The organism is Microbacterium sp. NPDC077391 (assembly GCF_040686955.1).
Taxonomy (GTDB): domain Bacteria; phylum Actinomycetota; class Actinomycetes; order Actinomycetales; family Microbacteriaceae; genus Microbacterium; species Microbacterium commune.
Genome location: NZ_JBFBMI010000004.1, coordinates 168,713 through 194,304 on the forward strand (window position 1 = coordinate 168,713; position 25,592 = coordinate 194,304).

Here is a 25,592-nt window from a genome sequence, read left to right on the forward strand (position 1 = left end):
CATCCGCCCCTACGAGAGGAACCGACATGACCGACTACGCCGTCGTCAATCCGGCCACCGGCGAGACCGTCGCCAGCTACGACACCGCCACCGACGAGCAGATCGAGCAGGCCGTCGCGTCGGCCGCGTCGGCCGCGAAGGTGTGGGGCGCGACCGCTCCGGCCGACCGGGCCGGAGTGATCCGCCGCATCGCCGAGCTGCACCGCGAGCGCAAGGACGAGCTGGGCGCGATCATCGTGCGCGAGATGGGCAAGCCGATCGCCGCGGCGGTCGGCGAGGTCGAGTTCGCCGCCGACATCATCGAGTACTACGCCGACAACATCGAGGTGATCACGGCCGACCAGCCGCTGCAGATCGTCGGCGAGGGCAGCGCGCTCGTGCGCCGCGCTCCGCTGGGTGCGCTGCTGGGCATCATGCCGTGGAACTTCCCGGCGTACCAGGTCGCCCGCTTCGCCGCTCCCAACCTCGCGATCGGCAACACGATCATCCTCAAGCACGCCCCGCAGTGCCCCGAGTCGGCTGCGGCGATCGAGGCCATCTACCGCGATGCCGGTCTGCCCGAGGGGGCGTACGTCAACGTCTACGCCACCAACGAGCAGGCGGCGACGATCATCGCCGACCCGCGCGTGCAGGGCGTCTCGGTCACCGGCTCCGAGCGCGCCGGCGCCGCCGTCGCCGAGGTCGCCGGGCGCAACCTGAAGAAGGTCGCGCTCGAGCTGGGCGGGTCCGACCCGTTCATCGTGCTCTCCACCGACGACCTCGACTCGGTCGTGCAGCTCGCCGTCGACGCGCGCCTCGACAACAACGGGCAGTCGTGCAACGGCGCGAAGCGCTTCGTGATCGTCGACGAGCTGTACGAGGAGTTCACCTCGAAGTTCGTCGCCTCGCTGGCTGCCGTCTCGGCAGAGGACCCGACGCAGGAGGACACCGTGCTCGGCCCGCTGTCGTCGCTCGCTGCCGCCGAGCGCCTGCAGGAGCAGGTCGACACGGCTGTCGCTCAGGGCGCGAGGGTGCTCACCGGAGGCACCCGCGAGGGCGCGTTCTTCGCACCCACCGTGCTGGCCGACGTGACGCCGGAGATGGACGTGTACCGCGAGGAGCTCTTCGGCCCGGCCGCGGTCGTCTACCGCGTCGCCGATGAGGACGCCGCGGTCGAGCTGGCCAACGACACCGCCTTCGGCCTCGGCTCGTACGTCTTCACGACCGACGCCGAGCAGGCTGAGCGCGTCGCGAATCGCATCGAGGCGGGCATGGTCTACGTCAACATCGCCCTCGCCGACAGCCCCGAGCTGCCCTTCGGCGGGGTGAAGCGCAGCGGCACCTCGCGCGAGCTGGGTCTGCTGGCCGCCGACGAGTTCGTCAACAAGAAGCTCATCCGCACCGCCTGAGCATCACCGGCACCGTCATCGACGCGGTACGGGCGACATCCGCCCGTACCGCGTCGGCGTCTTCGGGGATAGTCTCGAACCAGGCGGAAGGAGCGCGTCATGACCACCGAGGATCCGGTCGTCCGGCTGAGCGAAGAGGAATGCTGGCAGCGCCTTCGCGGCTTCGAGCTGGGGCGCCTGGTGACCCGGGTGGGCGACGTCATCGACATCTTCCCGATCAACTACGTCACCGACGGCGCCTCGATCGTCTTCCGCACCGCGGAGGGCAGCAAGCTGGTGGAGCTGACCGTCAACGACGAGGTGATCTTCGAGGTCGACGACCACACGGATGCCGACGCCTGGAGCGTCATCGTGCGCGGCAGGGCACGCACGCTCGACACCCTCGACGAGCGGGAGGCCGCCGACCGGCTGGGGCTGACCCCGTGGGTGCCGACACTCAAGTACAACTACGTGCGCATCGAGCCGACCACGGTGAGCGGACGGGCGTTCCGGCGCACCGGTGAGCCGGAGCGCTACGGCGTCGCCGAGTACTGATCCGCGGGCGGGCGTAGGGTCGAGGCATGACGACCGTCGCTGAGAACATGGTCCGCACGCTTCGCGCCAACGGCATCGACCGGGTCTACGGCATCCCGGGCGACTCGCTCAACGGCTTCACCGACGCGCTCCGCAAGGACGGCGCCATCCGCTGGGTGCATGTGCGACATGAGGAGTCTGCGGCGTTCGCCGCGGCTGCCGATGCCGCGCTCACAGGTGACCTCGCCGTGGTCGCCGGATCCTGCGGCCCGGGCAACCTGCACCTCGTCAACGGACTCTACGACGCGAACCGGTCTCGGGTGCCCGTGCTCGCGATCGCCGCCCACATCCCCACGGTCGAGATCGGCACCGGGTACTTCCAGGAGACCCACCCGCAGGAGCTGTTCCGCGAGTCGAGCGTGTACGTGGAGTACGTCGCCGACCCGACGCAGATGCCGCGCCTGATGGAGATCGCGATGCGCGCGGCGATCGAGCAGCGCGGCGTGGCGGTGCTGGTGATCCCGGGAGACGTCGCCCTCGCCGAGATCGCCGACGACCGCGCCGTCGTCATCCCGCGCACGAATCCCGTGATCATCCCGAGCCCGGCAGAGCTCGAGCAGGCGGCCACGCTGCTCAATAGCACACGGAAGGTGACCATCCTCGCCGGGGCCGGAGTCGAGGGTGCGCACGACGAGGTCGTCGCTCTGGCAGACCGGCTCGCCGCGCCGATCGTGCACGCGCTGCGGGGCAAGGAGCACATCGAGTACGACAATCCGTTCGACGTCGGGATGACCGGCCTGCTCGGCTTCGCGTCCGGGTTCCGTGCGATGGAGGCGGCCGACGTCCTCCTCGTGCTCGGGTCGGACTTTCCGTACACGCAGTTCTACCCCGAGCGCGCGACGACGATCCAGGTCGACATCCGGGGCTCGCAGCTCGGGCGCAGGCATCCGCTCGATCTCGGCCTCGTCGGCGATGTGAAGGCCACCGTCGGTGCGCTGCTGCCGCGGCTGGCCGAGAAGAGCGATCGCTCGCACCTCGACGACGCCGTCGCGCACTACCGCAAGACGCGGGCGAAGCTGGATGAGCTGGCCGTGCCGGCTCGCGGCAAGGCGCCGATCCACCCGCAGTACCTCGCCCGGCTGATCGATGAGGCTGCGGCGTCGGATGCCATCTTCACGGCGGATGTCGGCTCGCCGACGGTCTGGGCCGCGCGCTACTTCTCCATGACGGAGCGGCGGCGGCTGATCGGCTCGTTCACCCACGGCTCGATGGCGAACGCGATCATGCACGCGATCGGTGCGCAGACCGCGAGGCCCGATCAGCAGGTGATCGCCCTCGCCGGAGACGGGGGACTCGCGATGATGCTCGGCGAGCTGATCACGATCACCCAGAACCGCCTGCCCGTGAAGGTGGTCGTGGTGAACAACTCGTCACTGAACTTCGTCGAGCTCGAGATGAAGGCAGCCGGTTTCGTCACCTACGGCACCGACCTCGACAACCCCGACTTCGCGGCGGTCGCGTCGGCGCTGGGCATCTTCGCGCGCCGGGTCGAGCGGTCGGAGGATCTGCTGGATGCGGTGGCCGAGGTGCTCGCACACGACGGGCCGGCCCTGCTGGACGTGGTCACCGAGCGGCAGGAGCTTTCGATGCCGCCGTCGGTCAGCGCCGAGCAGGTGAAGGGCTTCGCCCTGTACGCGATCCGGACAGTCATGTCGGGACGAGGCGATGAGCTGCTCGACCTCGCCAAGGCCAACTGGCGTCAGCTCTTCTGACGCGCCGTCCGGCGCGCCCGGTCGTGCGTCACGGAGCGTCGGCTGTTCGCCTGCCCGCCTGTTTGCCTGCCCGCCTGTTTGCCTGCCCGCGGCGGCGCAGGTGAACAGGCGGAGGTAGGAGAGAATCCGGGTGTTTCGTCCTGCGCTCGCGTGTTCGCCTACCTCGGATGAGTCGAGATGCCGGATGCCGCGCCGGGGGACCTACTCGTCCAGCAGCGTGCGCACCTGCGCGGCATCGCCCGTGCGGCCGAGCTTGTCGAGGACATCGCCGAGCTCGAGAGCGGCGACCTGACGCAGCGCGGGGAACTCCGCAGCTCTGTCGAGCACGCTGCGATACAGCGGCACGGCGTCGTCGAGCCGTTCGGCCGCCGCGAGCGTGCGGGCGGCGAACAGCTCCGAACCGCCGGCCGACCCGGCATCCCCGATCGCCGCGAAGCCGTCGGCCGCGGTGAGCAGCGCGGCGATCGCCTCGTCGATGCGGTCGAATTCGATCAGCGCGCGGCCGCGCGAGTCGGTGACGTCGGCGACCAGCCAGTCCGCCTCGTGCTCGACCGCGAGGGCGAGCACCTCGTCGAACAGCGCGAACGCGCGCTCATCGCGGTCGCCGCCGTACGACTGGCCGAGGTTGTGCAGCACCTCGACGAGGGCGCCGATCGCGTCGGTGGGCCGCACGAGCGCGGCCGCCTGCTCGAGCAGGTCGCGAGCGTCGGAATGCTCGCCGAATCGCGCCAGGATCTTCGCCTGCTCGGTGAGCACCAGCGCCTGCTCTGCGGGCTCGCCGGCCTCGGCGTGCAGCTCGGCCGCGTACCCGTACGCGCCCATCGCCTGGCCGTACTCCTCGGCGGTGGCGAGAGCGCGGCCCAGTACGGCGGCGGTCATCGCCCGCGACGCCGCAGACGCGCCGCCGTCCTCCTCGCGCTGCAGCACATCGCCGAGCAGCTCGGCAGCCTCGGCCGCGTGGCCGGCGGCGAGCATCGCGCGGCCGAGCCGGAAGTCGGCGCCGCTGACGTCGGCGTCGCGCTCGCGCATCAGGCGGATTCCCGCGCGGTAGCGCGGCACGGCCTGATCGGGGTGTCCGGCGTCATCCCACAGGGCGCCGGCGAGCATCTGCGTCTCTGCGAGCGTCGTGATCGCGCCGAGCGAGGTCAGGATGCCGGCCGCCGTGTCCGCATCGGCGGCGCCCTCCTCCAGCCGACCCGCCCCGCCGAGCAGTCGTGCGCGCATCTCGAGCAGGCGCGCCCGGTGGCCGGGGTTCAGGGCGTCGTCGGCCAGCAGCGACTCGAGCATCTCGTGAGCCTGATCGATCTCCCCCTGAGCCACCCATGCCATGGCGCGCAGCATCCGGCTCGCCGTCACCAGCCGTTCGTCGTCGGCTTCGGCGAAGCACACGGCGGCGTGCTCGGTGAGCTCGACCGCGCCGATGGGATCGTCACCTCTCAGCCGCAGCGCCGCCAGGGTCAGTGCGATGTCCCCGCGCGACCAGGAGGGCAGGCCGGCGGCATCCGCCCACTCCTGCTCGAGGCTCGCATGGTCGCCCACGTCGCCGCGCCCGTACAGCGCGAGTCCGCGGCGGGCCTCCAGGTCTGCCTGCTGCGGGTGCCCGGCCTCCCGAAGCGCCTCCCCGCGCAGCGGCAGCAGCGCCTCGGCCGCGTCCCACTGCGCGAGCGAGGTGAGCGCACCGATTCGCAGACCCAGCAGCCGCGCCCGCTTCTCGGCGTCGGCCAGCCCGCCATCGGCGCGGTCGCCGACGCGGTCCGCCGCGGCCAGCGCGTCCTGCTCGGAGCCGTAGCCGGCCAGGGCGATCGCACGCTCGTACCAGCCCTGCGCATCCTGGGGCTCGGGTGACGGCGCGTCCACCGCGAACGCGTCGGAACGGACCGGCACATCCCAGCGCGTGTCCGCCAGGGCGCGCATGCGGGCCCGGCGCTGCGCATGCCAGTCCGAGCCGTCTCGGGCGTCGAACTCCGCCCCGATCCGGTCGGCGGCGGCGCTCGCGGCATCCGCGAGGGCGGATGCCGTCCACCCGCCCTCTCGGTCGCCGAAGAACGGCGCGAGCCCGGCGGCGTCCGCGCCGCGCACCGTCGCGTCCGCGTGGCCGACGGCGACCACGCGATCGAGGGCGGACGCGATCGCGGAGAGCAGCGCGAAGTGCCCGTCGACGTTCAGCGGGTCGTGCGCCAGCCACGGCAGGTGACGTTCGACGAGCGAGAGCGCCCGCGCCTCGTTGCCCGTGACCGCGGCGAACACGATGTGGTTCGCGACGATGCCGAGGTTGTCGGGGTTGTCCTTCGCGAGCCGGTAGCTGCGCAGGTGCGCCGACCTGGCGTCGTCCAGCCGGCCGGCGCGCAGATACGGCAGCAGCACGCGCGACAGGGCGTGCTCGGGCTCCTCGCCGCACGAGAAGCCGCCCTCGATCATCTCCTCGACCAGGCGGATCGCCTGCTCGTCGCGATCGGTCGCGGCGAAGAAGCCGGCGTTCTGGCTGCGCCCGCACGCATCGCAGTGGCTGTAGTCGTCACGGGGTGTCGTCTCGAGCAGACCCCGCAGCCGCTCGGCCTCGTCGATGCGACCCGAGGCCCAGGCGTCTTCGAAGCGGGCGGTCAGCACGCCGCTCATGCCGATCCCGGCGCGGCGGTAGTGGGCCTCCATGTCGTCGAGCACAGCCGCGATCTGCTCGCTCGAGAACACCGGCGACGCGCGCAGCGTCGCAGCCATCCACTTGAACTGCCACATGAGGTCGGCGGCCCCGTTGTCGATGTCGAGCGGGAAGCGCAGCGGGTCGGCGTCGTGGTGGGCGAGGCACCATGCGAACGAGGTCAGCATCACGTCGGTGAGCCCGCCCATGTTCGCCGACGCCGTCTGCCGCATGCGCGCCTGGTACTCGAGCTGCTCGTCGCCGAGCTCCTGCGCGAGGGCGACGGCCTCCGCCGTGAGGGACTGCTCGTGCGGGCCCCAGGGGGTGCTGTCGATCTCGCCGAGCAGCTGCCGGAAGCGCGTCGTGCGGTCGGTCATCAGGGCTCCTCGGTGAAAGCGTCCGGCAGGTCGAGCCCGTCGAAGGGGAAATCGTCTCGCACGCCGGCAGACAGTGCCACCAGGTCGGTCAGAGCGGTGGTCATCAGCGCCCGGTCGGCATCGGTCAGCGGGTGGTGGCCGGCGAGCAGCGCCTGGATGTACAGCAGCTGCACCGTGCGCGCGAACACGGCGTCGTCGTCGACCGCGGAGAGGGTGCGCACGACGCGGTTCGACCAGTTCAGACACAGCCGGGCGCGCACGTCGTCATCGCCCGCATCGCCGACCGTGTCGTCGATCCGCGCGAGCACCCCGCCCCACAGTCCGCCCGCGATTCCCCTGGTGCGGCCGCGGTCGATCGCGCGCAGCACCCGCGGGTCGGCGACGTACAGGCCGCTGAGGTCCGCGCGGTCGATCGCGCGCACGATCACCGCGCATCCGGATGCGGCGAGCACCGCGCCCGCCCGCGCCTCCAGCGCGATCGCCGCCTCCCGGTCATCGAGCGGGGGCGGGTCGAGCCGGTCGAGCTCGCCGGTCACGTCGATCTGCTCGACCGTCACCTCCGGGAACAGCGCGGGAAGCTCGGCGATGAGATCCGCGTCGTGCAGATACCCGCCGTTGACGAGCACCTCGGAGGAGGGGATGATCCCCGCGACCTGCCGGAACTCGTCGACGGTGCGCGCGTAGCGGATATGGCGGTGGCGCTCGACGAGGTCGCCGATTCGGACGCTGCCGTGGGTGGTCTCGACGCTCAGCCAGCGCGTGATGAAGCGGGCGAGCTCGTCGTCGTGGCGCACGAGCGATTTCAGGCCGAGCTCGTGCACCGCGACGAACTGGGTGAGCAGGTGCGGGGCGGTGAGCCCGAGCTCGAGAACCCACCGGCGGATGCCGGCGCCGAGCTGCTCGCGCACGTGCTCGAGTGCGTCGTCCTCCACGAGCGACTCTCGGCTGGCGGTGGGGGAGAGGCCGGTCGTGTCGACGACCGCGCGCACGAAGAACGCCCAGTCGGGCAGCACCTCCGTCGAGCGGTCGGCGAGCAGCATCCGACCGAGATAGGTGCGCGTCGCCTGCCGCAGGTTGGGCGGCGGCGCGAACGGGAGCACGTAGGCGAGCCCGCGGGTTCCGGTGGCCGGCTCCGAGATCTCGATGATGTCCATCGGGGTCGCGCCGATCAGATCGCGACCGTACGCGAGTGCGGCCTGCGTGTCTCCTTCGCCGAGGAACGGCGCGGGGCGGGTGACCTCGAGGTCGCCGCCGGGCATCGCGATCGTGATCCGCACGGGCAGGAACTCCCCGAAGTCCTGCGCGAGCTGCCTGACCGCGGCCGGGCGGAGCAGATCGGCGTGCTCGGAGCGGGGCGTGAGGTGCACACTGGTGCCCACGGGCACCTCCTCGTCGAGCTCGACGACCTGGAACGTGCCGTCGGAGCTGCCGGTCCACTCCACCCCCGCACCCCCACGCGCGCTGCGCGAGCGGATGACGATGCGGTCGGAGACCATGAAGCAGCTCAGCAGCCCGATGCCGAACTGTCCGAGATAGTCGCTGCGGGGCATGTCGAAGATGTCGCGCTTCGAGGTGCGGCCCACCGTCGCGAGCAGGTCGGCGACCTCGCTCGCCGTCAGTCCGACGCCGTCGTCGCGCAGCACGAACTCGCCGCCGTCGACGGCGAGCGGGGTGACCCGGATTCCCGTGCCGCCGCCGTCCACCTCGGAGCGGGCGGCGATGGCATCCCGAGCGTTCTGCAGCAGCTCGCGCAGGTACACGCGAGGGCCGGAGTAGATGTGCCTGCTCAGCAGATCGACGACTCCGCGGAGATCCACCTGGAACTGCTGCACATCCGCGCCCACTGCGCCCCTCTCGTCGGCTTCCTGAGCCGGTAGCGACCCACGGATCCCAGTCTGCCCGACACTCGCGACTCACGCGGGTGTCGGCGCCGGTTCGGCCGACGGTTCCGGATGCCGTACACTTGAGGGGCAGTCGTCTGCATCCTTCACCGTGCCCCAGGGCCGCGGCGAGGAGGCGGACTCCGAGGCCCACCGGCCTCTAGGGCGGTAGCTCAATTGGCAGAGCAGCGGTCTCCAAAACCGCAGGTTGCAGGTTCGATTCCTGTCCGCCCTGCGCGTCAGCGCATGCTGGCTCACGAAAGGTACGTGCATGGACCAGGACGACGTTCGCGGCGACATCGCCGCCTCGGGCACCTACGCCCTGCGCGACAGCAAGCTCGGCTTCTTCGGACGTATCGCCCTGTTCTTCCGCCAGGTGATCAGCGAACTGCGCAAGGTCGTCACGCCGACCCGCAAGGAACTCGTCAAGTTCACCACCGTCGTGTTCGTCTTCGTGCTGATCGTCATGGGTCTGGTCTACGGACTCGACTGGATCTTCGGAACCGGAGCGCACTACGTCTTCGGAGTCCCGCTGAGCTGATGAACCCACGTCGACGCTCCGCGCCCCGGACCGTCGCAGCGATTGGAAAGAAGCAAAGTGTCTGACAAGTATTCCGACGACGCCGACTGGGCGACCGCCGCTGAGCAGTCCAGCGAAGAGGACGAGGCCCAGGAGGGCAATGTGCTCGCCGAGCAGGAGCAGTCGTCCTCCGCTGCCGAGCACAACGCTCTGCACATCGAGGGCGAGAGCGACGTGGAGTACGACGACACCGACGACATCGAAATCGAAGACCCGGAGGCGGACGCGATCGTGAACGACGCTCTGAACCTGGACGAAGCGGCTGAGTCTGAAGCAGCCGCCGAGGTCCTCAACGACGCTGTGGCGGAGGAGTCCGCCGAGGCCGAGGCGGCTGCGGCCGACGAGGTCACCCCGTACGACGGCCCGGAGGTCGACGACGACGCCGCCGCCGAGGAGGACCCGTACGAGGCGTTCCGCGCCGACCTGCGCATGCTCCCCGGCAAGTGGTACGTCATCCACTCGTACGCCGGCTTCGAGCGCAAGGTGAAGGCCAACATCGAGCAGCGCAAGTCGACGCTCGAGGTCGAGGACGAGATCTACCAGATCGAGGTCCCGATGGAGGACGTCGTCGAGATCAAGAACGGCCAGCGCAAGATGGTCAACCGCGTGCGCATCCCCGGCTATGTGCTGGTGCGCATGGAGCTCACCGAGGACACCTGGTCGGTCGTGCGCCACACGCCCGGCGTGACCGGCTTCGTGGGCAACGCCCACAACCCGACCCCACTGCGCTTCGAAGAGGCGTTCAACATGCTGAAGTCGCTCGTCGAGGTCAAGGACGTCCCCACCGCGAAGTCCATCGCGGCCAAGGGCGGCGTCGCCGTGGCTCGCCCGATGGCGGCCGAGGTCGACTTCGAGGTCGGCGAGACCATCACGATCAAGGAGGGCTCGTTCGCGGGTCTGCCCGGAACGATCAGCGAGATCAACGCCGCCAGCGGCAAGCTCACCGTCCTCGTCTCGCTGTTCGAGCGCGAGACGCCGGTGGAGCTGTCGTTCGAGCAGGTCACCAAGATGCTCTGACGCTCCGTCGTCTGCAGTGCGCCCCGTCGGCTTCGGCCGGCGGGGCGCTCTGCGTGCGGTAGACTGTTGTGGTTTGTGCGCGAGCACAGACGGCACCGCACCCCGGAGACGCCGGGGACGCGGGAGAGGGATGCCCTGGGCATCCGCTCGATGAAAGGAAAATCATGGCACCCAAGAAGAAGGTGACCGGCCTGATCAAGCTCCAGATCAACGCCGGTGCAGCCAACCCGGCGCCGCCGATCGGCCCCGCGCTCGGTCAGCACGGCGTGAACATCATGGAGTTCTGCAAGGCGTACAACGCCGCGACCGAGTCGCAGCGCGGCAACGTCATCCCGGTGGAGATCACCGTCTACGAGGATCGCAGCTTCACGTTCGTCCTGAAGACCCCGCCGGCGGCAGAGCTGATCAAGAAGGCCGCGGGTGTTGCGAAGGCTTCGGCCACGCCGCACACCGTCAAGGTCGGCAAGATCACCAAGGACCAGGTCCGTCAGATCGCCGAGCAGAAGCAGGCTGACCTGAACGCGAACGACATCGACGCCGCATCGAAGATCATCGAGGGCACTGCGCGCTCGATGGGCATCACGGTCGAGGGCTGAGGGAGATAACAATGGCTACCAAGTCCAAGGCATACCAGGCGGCCCTCGCGAAGATCGAGGAAGACCGCTTCTACACCCCGACCGAGGCTGTCGCCCTCGCGAAGGAGACCGGCTCGGCGAAGTTCGACTCGACCGTCGAGGTCGCGCTGAAGCTCGCGGTCGACCCCCGCAAGGCCGACCAGATGGTGCGCGGCACCGTCATGCTCCCGCACGGCACCGGCAAGACCGCCCGCGTCATCGTGTTCGCGAACGGTGCAGCCGCTGAGGCCGCCATCGCCGCAGGCGCAGACGAGGTCGGCGGCACCGAGCTCATCGAGAAGGTCGCCGCCGGCTGGACCGACTTCGACGCCGCCGTCTCGACCCCTGAGCTCATGGGCCAGGTCGGTCGTCTCGGCAAGGTGCTCGGCCCGCGCGGTCTGATGCCCAACCCCAAAACCGGCACCGTGACCCCCAACCCGGCCAAGGCCGTCGAGGAGATCAAGGGCGGAAAGATCGAGTTCCGTGTCGACAAGCACGCCAACGTGCACTTCATCGTCGGCAAGGCCTCGTTCACCGCTGAGCAGCTGAACGAGAACATCGGCGCCGCCCTCGAGGAGATCGTCCGCCTCAAGCCGTCGAGCTCGAAGGGTCGCTACATCCAGAAGGGTGCCGTGTCGACCACGTTCGGCCCCGGCATCCCGCTGGACGTCAACGCCATCTGACGCTGATCGACGCGGCCGCTGAGCCCGTCGATGCAAGGCCCCCGCCGGTTCCGCCGGCGGGGGCCTTCTGCGTGTCACGCAACGACACGCACGGTCGGCCGTGCAGGTTCGCCGCATAGTGTGAGAGCACCGCACCACCGCTTCCCAGGAGGACCCCGCATGTCCCGTCGTCTCATCGCCGCCACCGCACTGATCGTCGTCGCCGCAGCGCTCACCGCGTGCAGCGGTTCGACCGCACCCGCCTCGAGCGGATCGGCCACGTCGGGCGGGTCCGACTTCGGCCTGGTGTCCGACGGCACGCTGACCGTCGCGACCGAGGGCACGTACCGCCCGTTCAGCTTCCACGCCGACGGCGGCACGGGAGAGCTCACCGGCTACGACGTGGAGATCATCCAGGCGGTCGCCGACAAGCTCGGCCTGAAGGTCGAGTTCCAGGAGACGCAGTGGGATGCGATCTTCGCCGGGCTGGATGCCGGACGCTTCGACGTCATCGCCAACCAGGTGACGATCAACGACGACCGCGAGGCGAACTACCTCTTCAGCGAGCCGTACACCGTCTCGCCAGGGGTGATCGTCGTGAAGGACGACGACGACTCGATCAGCTCGTTCGCCGACCTCGACGGCAAGACCGCTGCCCAGTCGCTGACCAGCAACTGGAACGATCTCGCGAAGGAGTCGGGCGCCACGGTCGAAGCCGTCGAAGGCTGGGCTCAGGCGGTCGCACTGCTGCGGCAGGGACGGGTGGACGCGACGATCAACGACAAGCTCACCTTCCTCGACTACGAGACCACCGACGGGCCCACCGGGCTCAAGATCGCGGCCGAGACCGATGAGGCGGGAGAGCAGGCGTTCGTGTTCACCAAGGACAAGTCGGCTCTCGTGAAGGCGGTCGACGGCGCGCTCGACGAACTGCGGGCAGACGGGACGCTCGCCGAGATCAGCGACAAGTACTTCGGCGAGGACGTCACCGAGTAAGCTCGCCGTCGATGGACGCCTGGCAGCTCTTCCTGAACTCACTGGGGCCGATCGCGCTCGCCGGCGTCACGGTGACCGTGCCGCTCGCCCTGGTCTCCTTCGCGCTCGGCCTGCTCATCGCCATCGGCGTCGCGCTGATGCGCATCTCGACGAACGCGGTGCTCTCCAACGCGGCGCGGTTCTACATCTCGGTGATCAGGGGAACCCCGCTGCTGGTGCAGCTGTTCGTGATCTTCTACGGGATGCCGTCGATCGGCGTCACGATCGATCCGTGGCCCAGCGCGATCATCGCGCTCTCTCTGAACGTCGGCGGGTACGGGGCCGAGGTCGTGCGCGCGGCGATCCTGTCGGTGCCGAGAGGGCAGTGGGAGGCCGCCTACACGGTGGGCATGAACCGCGCCCGCACGCTGACCCGCATCATCCTGCCGCAGGCCGCCCGTGTCTCGGTGCCGCCGCTGTCGAACACCTTCATCTCCCTGGTGAAGGACACCTCGCTCACGTCGCTGATCCTCGTCACCGAGCTGTTCAAGGTCAGCCAGCAGATCGCGTCGACCACGTACGAGTTCATGGTTCTCTATCTCGCGGCGGCCCTGGTGTACTGGGTGCTCTGCCTCGTGCTGTCGTTCGGGCAGAACGCCCTCGAGAGGAGGCTCGACCGCCGTGTCGCCCACTGACGGATCCACGCCGCTGCTCACCGCCACGGGCCTGCACAAGAGCTTCGGCGACAACCACGTGCTGCGCGGGATCGATCTGACCCTGCACCGGGGCGAGGTCGTCGTGCTCATCGGGCCCAGCGGCTCGGGCAAGACGACGGTGCTGCGCTCGCTGAACGGTCTCGAGACGCCGGACGCCGGTGCGATCATCGCCTCCGGAGGCCTGCGGATCGACTTCTCCGCGGGGGTCACGCAGAAGCAGCGTCTCGCGCTGCGCGATCGCTCGGCGATGGTGTTCCAGCATCACAACCTCTTCCCGCACCTCACCGTGCTCGAGAACGTGATCGAGGGGCCGTGGCGCGTGCAGGGCCGTCCGAAGGCCGAGGTCATCGCCGAGGCCCGCGGGCTGCTGGAGCGCGTGGGTCTGGGGGAGCGGGCGGATGCTCGTCCGCACGAGCTCTCCGGCGGACAGCAGCAGCGCGTGGGCATCGTCCGCGCCCTCGCCCTCCGGCCCGACCTGCTGCTGTTCGACGAGCCGACCAGCTCGCTCGACGCCGAGCTGGTCGGCGAGGTGCTCCTCGTGATCAAGGAACTGGCGGACGAGGGGTGGACGATGGTCGTCGTGACGCACGAGCTGAGCTTCGCGCGGGAGGCCGCCGATCACGTGCTGTTCATGGACGCCGGTGTCGTGGTCGAGCAGGGCGCGCCCGCTGAGATCTTCGGCGCGCCGCGCGAGGAGCGCACCCGGCGCTTCCTCACCCGCATCCTCCGACCCCTCGACGGCGGCTGATCCGCTCGCGCCCGGGAGGTCAGCCGGCGAACACGGGCAGCACCAGCAGGACGCCCATGAGCACGAGCAGCGCGGCGATGACCGTGTCGAGGATGCGCCAGGCGCGCGGGGTGCGCAGCCACCGTCCCAGGTGCCTCGCCCCGAAGCCGAGCGCGAAGAACCACGTGATGCTGCCGAGGATGGCACCCGCGGCGAAGACCCAGCGCGCCTGACCGTGCGTCGCGGCGATCGAGCCGATCAGCAGCACCGTGTCGAGATAGACGTTCGGGTTGAGGAAGGTGAACGCGAGGGTGGCGGCGAGCACCGGCGCGAGCCGGGTGCCGGTCGCGGTGCCGCTGCCGGTCGACGAGTTCGATTCTGATGCCGGAGCCGGGTCCGCGACGAGCGTCTCGCCCTCCGCTCGCCACGCCCGCCGGGCGGCGAGGACACCGTACCCGACGAGCGACAGGCCTCCGAGCCAGCGGGCGGCGACGATGAGCCACGGCAGCTCGGCGATCAGGAAACCCAGACCTGCGGTGCCGACCAGGACGAGCGCCGCGTCGGACGCCGCGCAGATCAGCACCACGGGAAGGACGTGCTCTCGACGCAGGCCCTGCCGCAGGACGAAGACGTTCTGTGCTCCGACGGCGACGATCAGCGAGTACATGAGTCCGAGGCCGGCGAGGACGGTGAGCACGGATCAACGCTAAGAGGCTGCGTCCATCAGCGCCAGCGAAGAGAACTGCACGCCCATTAGCATTGCTTATGTGAAGATCGACGCCCAGCTGGCGGCCACCGTCGCGATGGTCATCGACGAGGGCAGCTTCGACGCCGCCGCTCGCCGGCTGCACGTGACGCAGTCGGCCGTCAGTCAGCGGATCAAGTCGATCGAGCAGCAGATCGGACGGGCGGTCGTGGTGCGCTCGCGTCCGGTTCGCGCGACGGAGGCCGGCGAGGCGCTCGTGCGGCTGGCCAGACAGGTCGCCCTGCTCGAGCACGATGCCGTCACCGCGTTCGGCCTCGGCGACGCCGCACCGGACTCGCCGCGGGTGCGCATCCCGCTGGCGGTGAACGCCGACTCGATGGCCACGTGGTTCCTGCCTCCGCTCGCGCGCGTCGCACGGCGGCATCCGATCGACGTCGACCTGCACCGCGACGACCAGGACTACACCGCGCGGATGCTGGAGTCGGGCGAGGTGATGGCGGCGGTGACCAGCGAGGCCGAGCCCGTCGGGGGCAGCGCGGTCACGCCGCTCGGCGTGCTCGAGTACCGGGCGATGGCGACCGCCGCGTACATGCACGACTGGTTCCCGAGCGGTGTCACGGCCGACGCGCTGGCCCGAGCGCCGTTCGTCGACTTCGACCGGCGCGACACGCTGCAGCAGGGCTGGCTGCGGGCGAGGGACGTCGACCCGTGGCAGGTGCCGAGGCACTACGTGCCGGCATCGCATGACTTCTCCGAGGCCGTGCGCCTCGGGCTCGGGTGGGGGCTGATCCCCGCACCGCACGTGTCTGAGGGCCTGGTCGAGCTGGGCGAGCCGCGCATCAGGGTGCCGCTGTACTGGCGGCAGTGGAACCTGCGCTCGCCGCTGCTCGACGCGATCGCCGAGGAGGTGGCCGCGGAGGCCGCCCTGGTGCTCGCGCCGATGTGAGCGGACTCGAACGTCAGTCGCGGCGGAAGGCGCTGCGGATGCGAGCCCACACCGGATCAGCCACCGCGAGACCCGACACGAGGCGCATGACTCCGCCCATCTGGCCGCAGGCGGTCAGCAGCAGCAGGATGCCGAGGCCGATGCCCGCAGGTGCGGGATTCAGCGCGCCGGGCGGCGTCGGGTAGGCGACGGTCGCCATCGCGAGGATTCCGAACAGCCCGAGGACCGACGACGACACGATGCGGGCCAGTATCGGGGGCTCGACGTTCACCGTGCGTGCGCTCACCCAGCCGGACGCACGCGGGTGCGCGGCCCCGCGGCGATACGGCTCGGCCGTCCACCAGGCCAGGGCGCTCAGCAGTGCCCGGCCGGAGCGATGCAGCCGCACGAGGATCCAGACCCCGATCGCGCCAAGCACGGCCCCGACGACCGCCATCGTGATGTCCACGGCGGTGAGGCGAGCGCCGGAGAGCGGGATGCCGACGACGGCCACCACCCCGAATGACGCGAGCACGAGACCGGCGAACCCGACCAGAAGACGCGTCCAGCGGCGATAGTCGGCGTCGAGCTGTCGCCGCGCGTCGCCGGACGCAAGCGATCGTCCCGCTGCCGGGGGAGTCTCGAGGAGAGGACGCGACTCGGGCTGGATGAAGCGGAACGTCATGCTGTCGATTCTGCCGTGATGAGGCCAGCGGCGGGTTCCGGGCGCACCCCGGCAGGCAGCAGCCGGGTCGTCGAGAGCGCGAATGCGGTGTGCAGCGCCAGGAAGTCCCGTCGCTCCGGATCCGTGCAGACACCCAGCACGACGACGTTGCCGCCGTCTCCTGGCAGAGTGATCTCGCCGATCGAGACGACGACATCCGCACCCTGCTCGGCGACGATGGCGGTTGTCACGCTGCCGGTGCGGCCGTCATCCGCCTGGAACGGCTCGGCGACGGCATCCGACCCGAACCGCAGCGCGGGCAGGAGCGCATGGATCCCGTATGTGTGCGCGCCGAGGTCTGCGGTCGTCCCGCGCATCACCTTCGTGCACATGATCGAGACGAAGGGCTTCTCGATCGCGGCGATGGCGATGCCCGCGAAGTCGAACTCCCTGTCGCGGAAGACGTCGCACCCGGCCCGGTAGCCCGCGGTCAGCGCATCCCGCGCCTCGTCGGGCAGCCAGCCCTCGCCGCTGCGGAGATAGTCCTCCCACCACGCGTCGCGCGTCGACTCACCATGCGCCACGAACTCGATCCAGCCCTGCGGCATGGCCTGCCACACCAGCGCATCGCTCATGAGTGGCGCTCCACCTCGTCGTAGTACCCGTGGACGTTGTCGTTGATGTCCTTCGCGCTGGTCACCAGCCAGTACGCGTTCGACATCATCGTCTTGAAGTTCAGGCTCAGCGATCCGGCAAGACTGCCCGCGGCCACCCCTCCGCCTGCCACCGCCGGCATCATCCGGTTGACGTTGATCGCGAAGGGGATCTGCCCGGACGGGCCGAAGGCGCGAGTGACCGCAGCGCCGCCGGCAGCCCCGACGGCGAGCCCCACCACGCCCACCGCGAAGTCGCCCCAGGAGCCGCGATCGGTCAGCGCCTGCAGCCCGTCGATGGCGACCAGCGCGATCGCGATGCCGAGCGCGAGCGGGGCGAGCGCGGGGAAGAAGATCGCGGCGATCGAGATGATCGGGGCGACCAGGCGCAGCAGGTCCTCGATCATCGGCACGACGTTGTCCATCAGCCACTCGCCGACGTCGCCCACCGAGCCCCAGAAGCTCGACCAGCCGCTCTCCTGGTAGCCGTCGAGGCTGGTCTGAGCCGAGGTCAGCGATGAGGCGGTGACGGAGGCGTCCTGATCGACACGCTCCTTGAGCTCTCTCGCACGAGTAAGCACGTCCTGCAGGGCGCCCTGAGCGCTCAGCAGCGCGGCGCTCGCGCTCTCAGCGTCGGCGGCCGCGTCGGGGGCGGCGTCGTCGGCGCCGGCGGCGGCGCTCTTCTGATCCGCGCTCGCGGCACGCGTGGCGACCAGAGAGCGGGCATCCGCAGCCTCCTCCTCGAGGCGCAGCGCCGCGAGCTGATGGGCGGCCAGCTGCACCGCCCACGTGCGCAGCGCATCCCGCGAATCGCGGAGGGCGGCTCCCGAGGCTCGCAGCTGCGGCTGGAAGTCCTCGGCGAGCGTGGCCCGGAACGCGTCGCCGGACTTCCCGATCCATGCCGCGTCGTCACCGCCGCTGATGCCGGTCAGCGAGTCGTCGACATCCTGCACCGTTGCGGAGAGGCGGTCGACCAGGCTCTCGATGACGCCGAGGTCTCCCGGTGCGGGATCGAAGCCCAGCGCGGTGAAGCCCGCCATCAGCCCTCCTCCTTCAAGGAATCGGCGATCTGCTCATCGAGGCTGCGGAAGGCGTCGACGACGCCCTCCAGGCCCGCCCCGGCCTCGGTCGCGAACGTCGAGAGCTTGCGAAGACTGCTGCCCCAGAAATCGCCCATCTCGTGCAGCCGGTCGCGCAGATCGCTCTGCGCGACGGCCGCGGAGGGGATGTCGCTGACGGCGTCCGTCGCCGAGGTGAGCACATCCCCGATGTCCACCAGCGTCCGACGCGTCGTCTCCAGGACGTCGAAGTCGATTCGCACATCAGGCATCTGAGTCCTCCGGTCCGTGTTCTCCGATGCTCCTCACGCTAACGATCGCGCACCGCGATGCGCCATGGTGAGAAATCACCATCCGTCGATCACCGCACGTACGGCGGTGTCGTGCCTCACTCCGACAGGGCCAGAGCGCGGAACATGTCGCGCTCGCGCAGCGCGGAGCGACGGCTCGGTGCGAGCGGCGTGCGCGTCGGCGGCGCCTGGCCCGTGGTGCGTCGGTAGAGCTCGTCGATCAGCCGCGTCGCCAGAGCGACGAGCTGCCCGATCTCCTTGTCGTCGCGCTCGATCCACACGGAGCGCGGCTCGTCGTGGATCGGGTTGAAGTCGTCGTGCTCCTCCCACACGAACAGGGTGCGCTCGGCACCGAGCACGTGCTGCTGCCACCACACCTGACGCAGATAGGTGCGTGGGATCGTGCGCCAGGACTTGTTCGTCGTCTTGATCTCGGCGAGCAGCACGCGTCCGTCGCCGTCCACGCAGATGCCGTCCGGGGTGGCCAGGTGCCGCTTCTCGACCTCCGCGTGGAACAGTGCAGAGGAGGGCAGGATGCCGTGGGTCGCGGCCACCCAGGCGGCGATCTCCGGTTCGCGGCGGCGCCCGTGGTCGGTGTACGCGTTGCCGCCGAACCGGGGGCCCGCGCCGAGCTTCGCATCCGCCGCGCGCGTGATCGAGGCCTCTCCGGAGAGTCCGGCCACGTCGGTCGCGGTGATGCCCCGTGCGCGTGCCCTGAGCCAGGCGACCCGGTCGCGGGAGTCCGCGAGGATGCGCGCTTGGAGTTCGGGAGTCACCGTACGAGCCTAACGCCGAGCCTCTCGCATCCCTCCCCTCCCACGCCATCGCGGTGCGCGGAATTTGGGGGAGGTGGGCGCATGCCGTACAGTGGGTGGTAACCGAAGACCGCCGGTCATCATCGCGTGCGAACGTGACGATCGAAGCACTGCTCAGCAGGGGCCCGCGCAGGTGTGCGAATACTTCTCGAAGCTCCGTGCGCTTGCGCCGGAGCTTTTGTCATGTCGTGGGGTGGTCGAGGTCGACGTCCCGCATCCGCGTGACGTCCGTACACGTAAGGAGTGACCATGGCGCAGAAGGATGCAACGGTTGCCGAGCTCACGAAGTCTTTCGAGAACTCGAACGCCGTCCTGCTGACCGAGTACCGCGGTCTGACGGTTGCCCAGCTCAAGGAGCTGCGCGGCAACATCCGTCAGGACGCGGAGTACGCCGTGGTGAAGAACACGCTGACCAAGATCGCCGCGAACAACGCGGGGATCACGTCGCTCGACGAGGACCTCAAGGGTCCCTCGGCCGTGGCGTTCGTGCACGGTGACTTCGTCGCCACTGCCAAGGCTCTGCGTGACTTCGCCAAGGCCAACCCGCTTCTCGTGATCAAGGGCGGCGTTTTCGAGGGCAAGGCCCTCGACGCCGACGAGGTCGACAAGTACGCCTCGCTCGAGAGCCGTGAGGTTCTGCTGGCGAAGGCAGCGGGCATGATGAAGGCGACGATGGGCAAGGCCGCGGCCACCATCGACGCGCTTCGCGAAAAGCTGGAGACCGCCGAGGCCGCGTGAGCGACCGGCGATCCCCTCACACCAACCACACCCTTTATCTAGGAGATACATCATGGCGAAGCTTTCCACTGAGGAGCTGCTGGAGCAGTTCGCAGGCCTCACCCTCGTCGAGCTCAGCGATTTCGTGAAGGCGTTCGAGGAGAAGTTCGACGTCACCGCGGCCGCCCCGGTCGCCGTTGCCGGCGCTGCCGGTGGCGCTGGCGCTGCCGAGGCCGAGGAGGAGAAGGACTCGTTCGACGTCATCCTCGAGGCTGCCGGCGACAAGAAGATCCAGGTCATCAAGACCGTCCGCGAGCTCACCTCGCTGGGCCTCGGCGAGGCCAAGGCCGTCGTCGACGGTGCTCCGAAGGCCGTCCTCGAGGGCGCCAACAAGGAGGCCGCCGAGAAGGCGAAGGAGGCCCTGGAGGCCGCCGGCGCCACGGTCACCCTCAAGTAATCACGCCTCACCGCGTGCAGAAGGCCCCCGGCTCGTGCCGGGGGCCTTCTCGCGTGCCCGGGCGCAGGCGGCGGTGCGTCCGCTAGGTGCGCGGGACCGCCGTCGACGACCGGACGACCAGCTCGGACGGCACCGCGATCTGCTCGGCGGGCGCATCAGGGTCAGCCATCCTGCGCAGCAGCAGCTCGACCGCGGCGAGCCCCTGCATCCGCGGCCTCTGCCGCACCGTGGTCAGCGAGAACATCTCCGCGTGGGCGTGGTCGTCGATGCCCACGACGCTCACCTCAGCCGGAACCGACAGCCCGAGGCGTCTGGCCGCGATGGTGCCGCCGATCGCCGCCTCGTCGCACACCGCGACGAACGCCGTCGGCCTGCTCTGGCGGTCGCCGAGCATGCGCACCCCGGCCTCGTAGCCGCCCGGCGTCGTCGAATCACCGGGGACATGCCGAACCCACGCCTGCAGCGACGCGGCTGCCATGGCCGCCCGATAGCCGCGCAGCCGCTGCTCGTCGCCGTACGCGTGGGTCGCGGCATCCTCGCGACCGCCGAGGAACGCGATGTCACGGTGGCCGAGATCGATGAGGTGCTCGGTCGCGATGCGGGCGGCGGCCTCATCGTCGATCGACACGGAGCTGTTCTGCTCGCGGTACGCGCCGACGCTCACCAGCGGCGACCCGACCCGGATCAGACGTGACAGCTCATGCGTGCTGGGCTGGATGCCGACGGCGATGATCCCGTCGAGGCGGCGGCTGGGGAGCGCGTCGGAGAACAGCCGTTCCCGCTCGTCCGAGCCCTCCTGCGTCCCGTACAGGACGAGATCCTGTCCGGAGCGCACCAGCCCCTCCTGGATCCCCGCGAGCAGCTCGGCGAAGAACCACCGGTCCAGCGCGGGCATGATGACGCCGACCGACAGCGAGCGTCCGGTGGCGAGGGTGGTCGCGGAGGAATGCGCGACGTAGTGCAGGTCACGCGCGGCCTCGCGCACCCTCTCCCTGGTCTCGGCGGAGACGTAGCCGCCTCCGCTCAGCGCGCGGCTCGCCGTGGCCTTGGACACGCCGGCTCTCGCGGCGACGTCGGCGATCGTGCTCATGGGGCTCCTCGAGTCGGCTCCGTCAGGCTACCGGGCAACCCGGGTAGAGGGGAACCGGTTCCACGCGCTACACTTTGGGAGCGCTCCCAAGTGGGTGATCACGTCTGCACAACGGTTGTGCGATTGTCCCCGCGTGGCATTGTGCCGGGGCGTCCGGGGCAAGTAGGTTGTCCTGGAATCGGTTCCTCAACGCTGCGGATTCTCCGCCGACCGAGGTCCGGAACACCCTGGAAGAGGAGAAAACACATGGCTCTGTCACAGCGATACCGCCTGCTTGCTCCCCTCGCCCTGGTCGGCGCGACTGCGATCGCCCTGACCGGATGCGCGGAGGCCACCCCCGGTGAGGGAGGTGGCGACGGCGACGTGAAGGGCGCGACGGTCCGCATCTCCGGTGGCATCACCGGCACCGAGGCGGACGACCTCAACGAGAGCTTCGCAGCCTTCGAGAAGGACACCGGCATCAAGGTCGAGTACACCGGAGACAAGAGCTTCGAGGGCAACATCGTCACGAAGGTGACCGGCGGCGACGCACCCGACATCGCCATCGTGCCGCAGCCCGGTCTGCTCAAGACGCTCGTCGAGACCGGCAAGGTCTCCGAGGCTCCGGAGAGCGTCTCGAAGGCGGTCGACGAGAACTGGTCGAAGGACTGGAAGGACTACGGCACGTTCGACGACACCTTCTACGCGGCGCCGATGCTCGCGAACCTGAAGGGCTACATCTGGTACTCGCCGGCGAAGTTCAAGGAGTGGGGTGTCGAGGTCCCCAAGACATGGGACGAGATGATCGCCCTCACCGACACCATCAAGGAGAAGTCGGGCCAGGCGCCCTGGTGCGCCGGTTTCGCCTCGGGTGACGCCTCCGGCTGGCCGGGCACCGACTGGATCGAGGACCTCGTGCTTCGCCAGTCCGGCCCCGAGGTCTACGACGACTGGGTGGCGGGAGACGTGAAGTTCACCGACCCCGAGATCAAGGACGCCTTCGACGCTGTCGGCTCGATCCTGCTGAACCCGGACTACGTGAACGCCGGCTTCGGTGACGTGAAGAGCATCAACTCGACCGCGTTCGCGGATGTCGCGGCGAAGGTCGCCGACGGCAGCTGCGCGCTGACGCACCAGGCCTCGTTCCTCTCCGCCAACTTCCTCGACGTGAAGAACGCCGCGGGCGAGACCCCCGAGGTCGGGCCGGAGGGCGACGTCTACGCCTTCATCACCCCGGGCATCACCGAGGGTGAGCTGCAGGTCGAAGGTGGCGGCGAGTTCGTCACAGCCTTCAACGACGACGCGGCCACGGTGAAGGTGCTCGAGTTCATGGCGTCGCCGGAGTTCGCGGACGCACGCGTCGAGCTCGGCGGTGTGATCTCGGCGAACAAGAAGGCCGACGCCAGCCTGGCCAGCAGCGAGTTCCTCCAGGAGGCCATGGGCATCCTGCAGGATGACGCGACCGTCTTCCGCTTCGACGCGTCCGACCTCATGCCGTCCACGGTCGGCTCGGGCTCGTTCTGGAAGGGCATGGTCGACTGGATCGACGGCAAGGACACCGAACAGGTGCTCAGCGACATCCAGGCAGGTTACGAGAACTAGTCGGTCGCGCTGGTCTGAGCGCAATCCGCTGGTGAAAGCGGGGTCGGGCAGCGATGCCCGACCCCGCATCCGCACTCAGAAGGGGATCCCATGTCACTGCTGACAGTCGACGAGAAGGACACGGCGGAACTGCCGAAGACGACGCACGGAGTGGACGCCAGAGGGCGCCGGATCACGCAGATCGTGGTCGTCGCCGGCTTCGTCGTCATCGCCGCGATGCTGTTCCTGCTCATCATCTCGGCTCCGGTCGAGGACCCGGCCCGCATCGCGCTGGGCCCGGTCTCGCTGAACAACTTCTTCCTATGGCTGGGCGGGTTGCATCCGCTGCTGCAGATCCCCGCCGTTCTGCTCGTGTTCGGGGTCGTCGTCGGCATCGTCCTGGTGCTCATCGAATTCGCCCCGCGCCCGGGCCGGGGCTATTTCATCATGCGGCTCGTCGCATGCCTGGTCATCCCCGTGCTCGCGCTGCTGCTGCTGCGGCCGTACTCGAACGCCGTGCTCTACGTCGTCGCGATCGCGCTGCTCTCGGGCGCTCTGCTCTTCTTCGCCGACTACCGCTCACGGCAGGGCGCCGGTTACCTGTTCCAGCTGATCCTCTTCATGGCGCCGGCGGCGATCATGCTGCTGCTGGGACTCATCTACCCGGCTGTCGCGACCTTCGCGAAGTCGTTCTTCGACAAGTCGGGTACGGAGTTCGTCGGGCTCGAGAACTACATCTGGGTGTTCACCAACCCCGTCGGCACCTGGTCGGTGGTGAACACGCTGATCTGGGCGCTGCTCGCCCCCACGATCTCGGTCGCCTTCGGCCTCGCCTACGCCGTCTTCATCGACCGCGCGCGCGGCGAGAAGGTTCTGAAGGTGCTCGTCTTCATGCCGGTCGCCATCTCGTTCGTCGGCGCGGGCATCATCTGGAAGTTCATGTACGACTACCGTCAGGGAGACCAGCTGGGTCTGCTGAACGCGGTCGTCACGATGTTCGGCGGCGACCCGGTGAACTGGCTGGCGGTCAAGCCGCTGATCAACACCTTCATGCTGCTGATCGTCTTCATCTGGACGCAGACGGGCTTCGCGATGGTGATCCTCTCCGCGGCGATCAAGGCCGTCCCGGCCGAGCAGCTGGAGGCCGCCGAGCTCGACGGCACGAATGCGTGGCAGCGGTTCTGGAACGTCACGGTCCCGGGCATCCGCTCTTCGCTGATCGTCGTGCTCACGACGATCACGATCATGTCGCTGAAGGTGTACGACATCGTGGCGGTGATGACGGGCGGCCGCGACGACACCACCGTGCTCGGTTTCGAGATGGTCAATCAGCAGCAGCGGTTCCAGAGCTACGGGCACTCGTCGGCGCTCGCCGTCGTGCTGTTCATCTTCGTGCTGCCCCTGATCATCTACAACGCCCGTTCGCTGACCAAGCAGAGGGAGATCCGCTGATGAGCGCCACAGAAGCCATCGTCCGCGACACGCGCACCAAGCGCCAGGTCGCTCGCGACACCCGCCGCAACGAGGCGATCGCCCACAAGAAGCTCACCTCGAAGGGCGCCACGATCGCCGCGGTGATCATCGCGGTGTTCTGGACGATTCCGACCTTCGGTCTCTTCGTCACCTCATTCCGGCCGGGCGCCGACACGCAGTCGACCGGATGGTGGACCGCCTTCACGAACCCCGAGTTCACCCTCGAGAACTATGCTGAGGCGCTCACCGCCGGCGGCACCTCGACCACACTCGCCACCGCGTTCATCAACTCGCTGGCGATCACCATCCCGGCGACCGTGTTCCCGATCGTGATCGCCGCGCTCGCCGCATACGCGTTCGCGTGGATCGACTTCAAGGGTCGCAACCTGCTGTTCGTCTTCGTGTTCGCCCTGCAGATCGTGCCCCTGCAGATGGCCCTGGTGCCGTTGCTGAGTCTGTTCTCCGAGGGCCTCACGATCAACGACGTGATGGTCTTCCCCGGGCTCACGCTCAACGACGTCGAGTTCAGCTTCGCCCGAGTGTGGATCGCGCACGCGATCTTCGCCCTGCCGCTGGCGACGTTCATGCTGCACAACTTCATCGCCGAGATCCCCGGCGACATCGTCGAGGCCGCGCGGGTCGACGGTGCCGGTCACGGACAGGTGTTCTTCCGCATCATCCTGCCCCTGGCGATGCCCGCCATCGCCTCGTTCGGCATCTTCCAGTTCCTCTGGGTGTGGAACGATCTGCTGGTCGCGACGATCTTCGCCTCGCCCGGCGCGCTGCCGATCACCCAGGCGCTGAACTCGCTGTCGGGCACGTGGGGCAACCGCTGGTTCCTGCAGTCGGCGGGAACGTTCATCTCGATCATCGTTCCGCTGATCGTGTTCTTCGCCCTGCAGCGGTTCTTCGTGCGCGGCCTGCTGGCCGGAGCGACGAAGGGCTGACGCGGGCCCGCCTCAGCCGAGCAGCACGAGAAGGACGTGCGACGGCTGATCGGCCTCGAGCTCGTGCAGCACCCCGGCGGAGACGGTGATCGTCCCGCCGGGGGAGAGCACGTGCTCGGTCCCGTCCACCCGGAAGCGGATGCCGCCTGCGACCACCTGCACGAGGATCTGCGACGGTGCGCGATGCTCGCGCATCGTCGCGCCGGCGTCCATCGCCAGCATCCGGATCTTGAACCCGTCGCCGTCGAGGACGCGATGCGGGCGGACGCGGCCCGGCTCGATGGGGTGGGCCTGGACGAGCTCGGCGGCGGAAGCGCCGAGAAGGACGAAGGGATCAGTGCTCATAGCCGCAGGTTAGCGCGGTCGCGGGGCAGAATGGGA

26 protein-coding genes and 1 tRNA gene are annotated in these 25,592 nt (G+C 69.3%); 17 read left to right on the forward strand and 10 right to left on the reverse strand.

Annotation, left to right across the window (positions count from 1 at the left end; translation table 11 throughout):
- The first annotated feature begins 26 nt into the window (after window positions 1-26).
- From AB0O65_RS11750 to poxB, 3 genes are all read left to right on the forward strand, one after another.
- The gene (locus tag AB0O65_RS11750) at window positions 27-1,388 is read left to right on the forward strand and encodes an NAD-dependent succinate-semialdehyde dehydrogenase (RefSeq protein WP_191712791.1); all 1,362 of its coding nucleotides are present in this window, start codon (window positions 27-29) and stop codon (window positions 1,386-1,388) included.
- Window positions 1,389-1,487: 99 nt separating this feature from the next.
- Window positions 1,488-1,922 (forward strand): pyridoxamine 5'-phosphate oxidase family protein, encoded by a 435-nt coding sequence (locus AB0O65_RS11755; RefSeq protein ID WP_071643840.1) that lies wholly within the window; start codon window positions 1,488-1,490, stop codon window positions 1,920-1,922.
- Window positions 1,923-1,948: 26 nt separating this feature from the next.
- Complete coding sequence (poxB, locus tag AB0O65_RS11760) at window positions 1,949-3,673, forward strand: ubiquinone-dependent pyruvate dehydrogenase (RefSeq protein WP_363385324.1); 1,725 nt, start codon at window positions 1,949-1,951, stop codon at window positions 3,671-3,673.
- 201 nt (window positions 3,674-3,874) lie between these two features.
- Here the strand turns inward: poxB and AB0O65_RS11765 are convergent, their stop codons facing one another.
- Both AB0O65_RS11765 and AB0O65_RS11770 read right to left on the reverse strand, forming a co-directional pair.
- Window positions 3,875-6,685: a hypothetical protein gene (locus AB0O65_RS11765; protein WP_363385327.1), complete on the reverse strand. Its 2,811-nt coding sequence runs from the start codon at window positions 6,683-6,685 to the stop codon at window positions 3,875-3,877.
- Window positions 6,685-8,529, reverse strand: coding sequence for an HSP90 family protein (locus AB0O65_RS11770; protein WP_363385330.1), 1,845 nt, complete (start codon window positions 8,527-8,529; stop codon window positions 6,685-6,687). Before AB0O65_RS11770 ends, AB0O65_RS11765 begins: the two co-directional genes overlap by 1 nt.
- A gap of 198 nt (window positions 8,530-8,727) precedes the next feature.
- Between AB0O65_RS11770 and AB0O65_RS11775 the strand changes: the two genes are divergently transcribed.
- From AB0O65_RS11775 to AB0O65_RS11810, 8 genes are all read left to right on the forward strand, one after another.
- Window positions 8,728-8,800: transfer RNA gene (locus AB0O65_RS11775), tRNA-Trp, on the forward strand.
- 36 nt (window positions 8,801-8,836) lie between these two features.
- The gene (secE, locus tag AB0O65_RS11780; RefSeq protein ID WP_071643832.1) at window positions 8,837-9,106 is read left to right on the forward strand and encodes a preprotein translocase subunit SecE; all 270 of its coding nucleotides are present in this window, start codon (window positions 8,837-8,839) and stop codon (window positions 9,104-9,106) included.
- 57 nt (window positions 9,107-9,163) lie between these two features.
- Window positions 9,164-10,162, forward strand: a complete 999-nt coding sequence (gene nusG, locus AB0O65_RS11785) for a transcription termination/antitermination protein NusG (protein ID WP_071643825.1) — start codon at window positions 9,164-9,166, stop codon at window positions 10,160-10,162.
- 164 nt (window positions 10,163-10,326) lie between these two features.
- Window positions 10,327-10,758, forward strand: coding sequence for a 50S ribosomal protein L11 (gene rplK, locus AB0O65_RS11790; protein ID WP_071643823.1), 432 nt, complete (start codon window positions 10,327-10,329; stop codon window positions 10,756-10,758).
- A gap of 11 nt (window positions 10,759-10,769) precedes the next feature.
- The gene (gene rplA / locus AB0O65_RS11795; protein WP_071643821.1) at window positions 10,770-11,459 is read left to right on the forward strand and encodes a 50S ribosomal protein L1; all 690 of its coding nucleotides are present in this window, start codon (window positions 10,770-10,772) and stop codon (window positions 11,457-11,459) included.
- Window positions 11,460-11,618: 159 nt separating this feature from the next.
- Window positions 11,619-12,434, forward strand: a complete 816-nt coding sequence (locus tag AB0O65_RS11800; RefSeq protein WP_363385335.1) for an amino acid ABC transporter substrate-binding protein — start codon at window positions 11,619-11,621, stop codon at window positions 12,432-12,434.
- 11 nt (window positions 12,435-12,445) lie between these two features.
- Window positions 12,446-13,108, forward strand: a complete 663-nt coding sequence (locus AB0O65_RS11805; RefSeq protein ID WP_363385338.1) for an amino acid ABC transporter permease — start codon at window positions 12,446-12,448, stop codon at window positions 13,106-13,108.
- Window positions 13,095-13,877, forward strand: coding sequence for an amino acid ABC transporter ATP-binding protein (locus tag AB0O65_RS11810; protein WP_363385341.1), 783 nt, complete (start codon window positions 13,095-13,097; stop codon window positions 13,875-13,877). The genes AB0O65_RS11805 and AB0O65_RS11810 overlap by 14 nt, the downstream gene beginning before the upstream one ends.
- Window positions 13,878-13,896: 19 nt before the next feature.
- On the opposite strand, the gene AB0O65_RS11815 is transcribed toward AB0O65_RS11810, so the two are convergent.
- Complete coding sequence (locus AB0O65_RS11815; RefSeq protein ID WP_363385344.1) at window positions 13,897-14,553, reverse strand: LysE/ArgO family amino acid transporter; 657 nt, start codon at window positions 14,551-14,553, stop codon at window positions 13,897-13,899.
- Window positions 14,554-14,623: 70 nt separating this feature from the next.
- On the opposite strand from AB0O65_RS11815, the gene AB0O65_RS11820 reads away from it, so the two are divergent.
- Window positions 14,624-15,508: a LysR family transcriptional regulator ArgP gene (locus AB0O65_RS11820; protein WP_363385347.1), complete on the forward strand. Its 885-nt coding sequence runs from the start codon at window positions 14,624-14,626 to the stop codon at window positions 15,506-15,508.
- A 13-nt stretch (window positions 15,509-15,521) separates the two neighbouring features.
- Here AB0O65_RS11820 and AB0O65_RS11825 read toward each other — a convergent pair whose 3' ends face one another.
- From AB0O65_RS11825 to AB0O65_RS11845, 5 genes are all read right to left on the reverse strand, one after another.
- Window positions 15,522-16,172 (reverse strand): hypothetical protein, encoded by a 651-nt coding sequence (locus AB0O65_RS11825; RefSeq protein WP_071643809.1) that lies wholly within the window; start codon window positions 16,170-16,172, stop codon window positions 15,522-15,524.
- On the reverse strand, window positions 16,169-16,786 hold the full coding sequence (locus tag AB0O65_RS11830) for a hypothetical protein (RefSeq protein WP_313480124.1): 618 nt from the start codon (window positions 16,784-16,786) through the stop codon (window positions 16,169-16,171). Before AB0O65_RS11830 ends, AB0O65_RS11825 begins: the two co-directional genes overlap by 4 nt.
- Window positions 16,783-17,844 (reverse strand): hypothetical protein, encoded by a 1,062-nt coding sequence (locus AB0O65_RS11835; RefSeq protein ID WP_363385352.1) that lies wholly within the window; start codon window positions 17,842-17,844, stop codon window positions 16,783-16,785. The genes AB0O65_RS11830 and AB0O65_RS11835 overlap by 4 nt, the downstream gene beginning before the upstream one ends.
- A complete protein-coding gene (locus AB0O65_RS11840; RefSeq protein ID WP_191712799.1) occupies window positions 17,844-18,134 on the reverse strand; it encodes a hypothetical protein in 291 nt (96 codons plus the stop codon). The genes AB0O65_RS11835 and AB0O65_RS11840 overlap by 1 nt, the downstream gene beginning before the upstream one ends.
- Window positions 18,135-18,250: 116 nt before the next feature.
- Window positions 18,251-18,928, reverse strand: a complete 678-nt coding sequence (locus AB0O65_RS11845) for a YqaJ viral recombinase family protein (RefSeq protein WP_071643801.1) — start codon at window positions 18,926-18,928, stop codon at window positions 18,251-18,253.
- 288 nt (window positions 18,929-19,216) lie between these two features.
- Here AB0O65_RS11845 and rplJ point away from each other — a divergent pair, with 288 nt between their 5' ends.
- Together rplJ and rplL are read left to right on the forward strand one after the other, a co-directional pair.
- On the forward strand, window positions 19,217-19,705 hold the full coding sequence (gene rplJ / locus AB0O65_RS11850) for a 50S ribosomal protein L10 (protein WP_071643799.1): 489 nt from the start codon (window positions 19,217-19,219) through the stop codon (window positions 19,703-19,705).
- Between the two features lie 52 nt (window positions 19,706-19,757).
- Window positions 19,758-20,141 (forward strand): 50S ribosomal protein L7/L12, encoded by a 384-nt coding sequence (gene rplL / locus AB0O65_RS11855; RefSeq protein ID WP_071643797.1) that lies wholly within the window; start codon window positions 19,758-19,760, stop codon window positions 20,139-20,141.
- Window positions 20,142-20,223: 82 nt separating this feature from the next.
- Here rplL and AB0O65_RS11860 read toward each other — a convergent pair whose 3' ends face one another.
- Window positions 20,224-21,231 carry a LacI family DNA-binding transcriptional regulator gene (locus AB0O65_RS11860; RefSeq protein WP_071643795.1) on the reverse strand — a complete coding sequence of 336 codons (1,008 nt, stop codon included), beginning with the start codon at window positions 21,229-21,231 and terminating at the stop codon, window positions 20,224-20,226.
- 246 nt (window positions 21,232-21,477) lie between these two features.
- Between AB0O65_RS11860 and AB0O65_RS11865 the strand changes: the two genes are divergently transcribed.
- The 3 genes from AB0O65_RS11865 to AB0O65_RS11875 all read left to right on the forward strand — a co-directional run bounded on the left by AB0O65_RS11865 (window position 21,478) and on the right by AB0O65_RS11875 (window position 25,211).
- The gene (locus AB0O65_RS11865; protein ID WP_363385357.1) at window positions 21,478-22,812 is read left to right on the forward strand and encodes an extracellular solute-binding protein; all 1,335 of its coding nucleotides are present in this window, start codon (window positions 21,478-21,480) and stop codon (window positions 22,810-22,812) included.
- A gap of 90 nt (window positions 22,813-22,902) precedes the next feature.
- The gene (locus tag AB0O65_RS11870; RefSeq protein ID WP_083428757.1) at window positions 22,903-24,243 is read left to right on the forward strand and encodes a sugar ABC transporter permease; all 1,341 of its coding nucleotides are present in this window, start codon (window positions 22,903-22,905) and stop codon (window positions 24,241-24,243) included.
- Window positions 24,243-25,211 carry a carbohydrate ABC transporter permease gene (locus tag AB0O65_RS11875; RefSeq protein ID WP_071643791.1) on the forward strand — a complete coding sequence of 323 codons (969 nt, stop codon included), beginning with the start codon at window positions 24,243-24,245 and terminating at the stop codon, window positions 25,209-25,211. Before AB0O65_RS11870 ends, AB0O65_RS11875 begins: the two co-directional genes overlap by 1 nt.
- A gap of 12 nt (window positions 25,212-25,223) precedes the next feature.
- On the opposite strand, the gene AB0O65_RS11880 is transcribed toward AB0O65_RS11875, so the two are convergent.
- Window positions 25,224-25,556, reverse strand: coding sequence for a cupin domain-containing protein (locus AB0O65_RS11880; RefSeq protein WP_071643789.1), 333 nt, complete (start codon window positions 25,554-25,556; stop codon window positions 25,224-25,226).
- Window positions 25,557-25,592 lie beyond the last annotated feature (36 nt).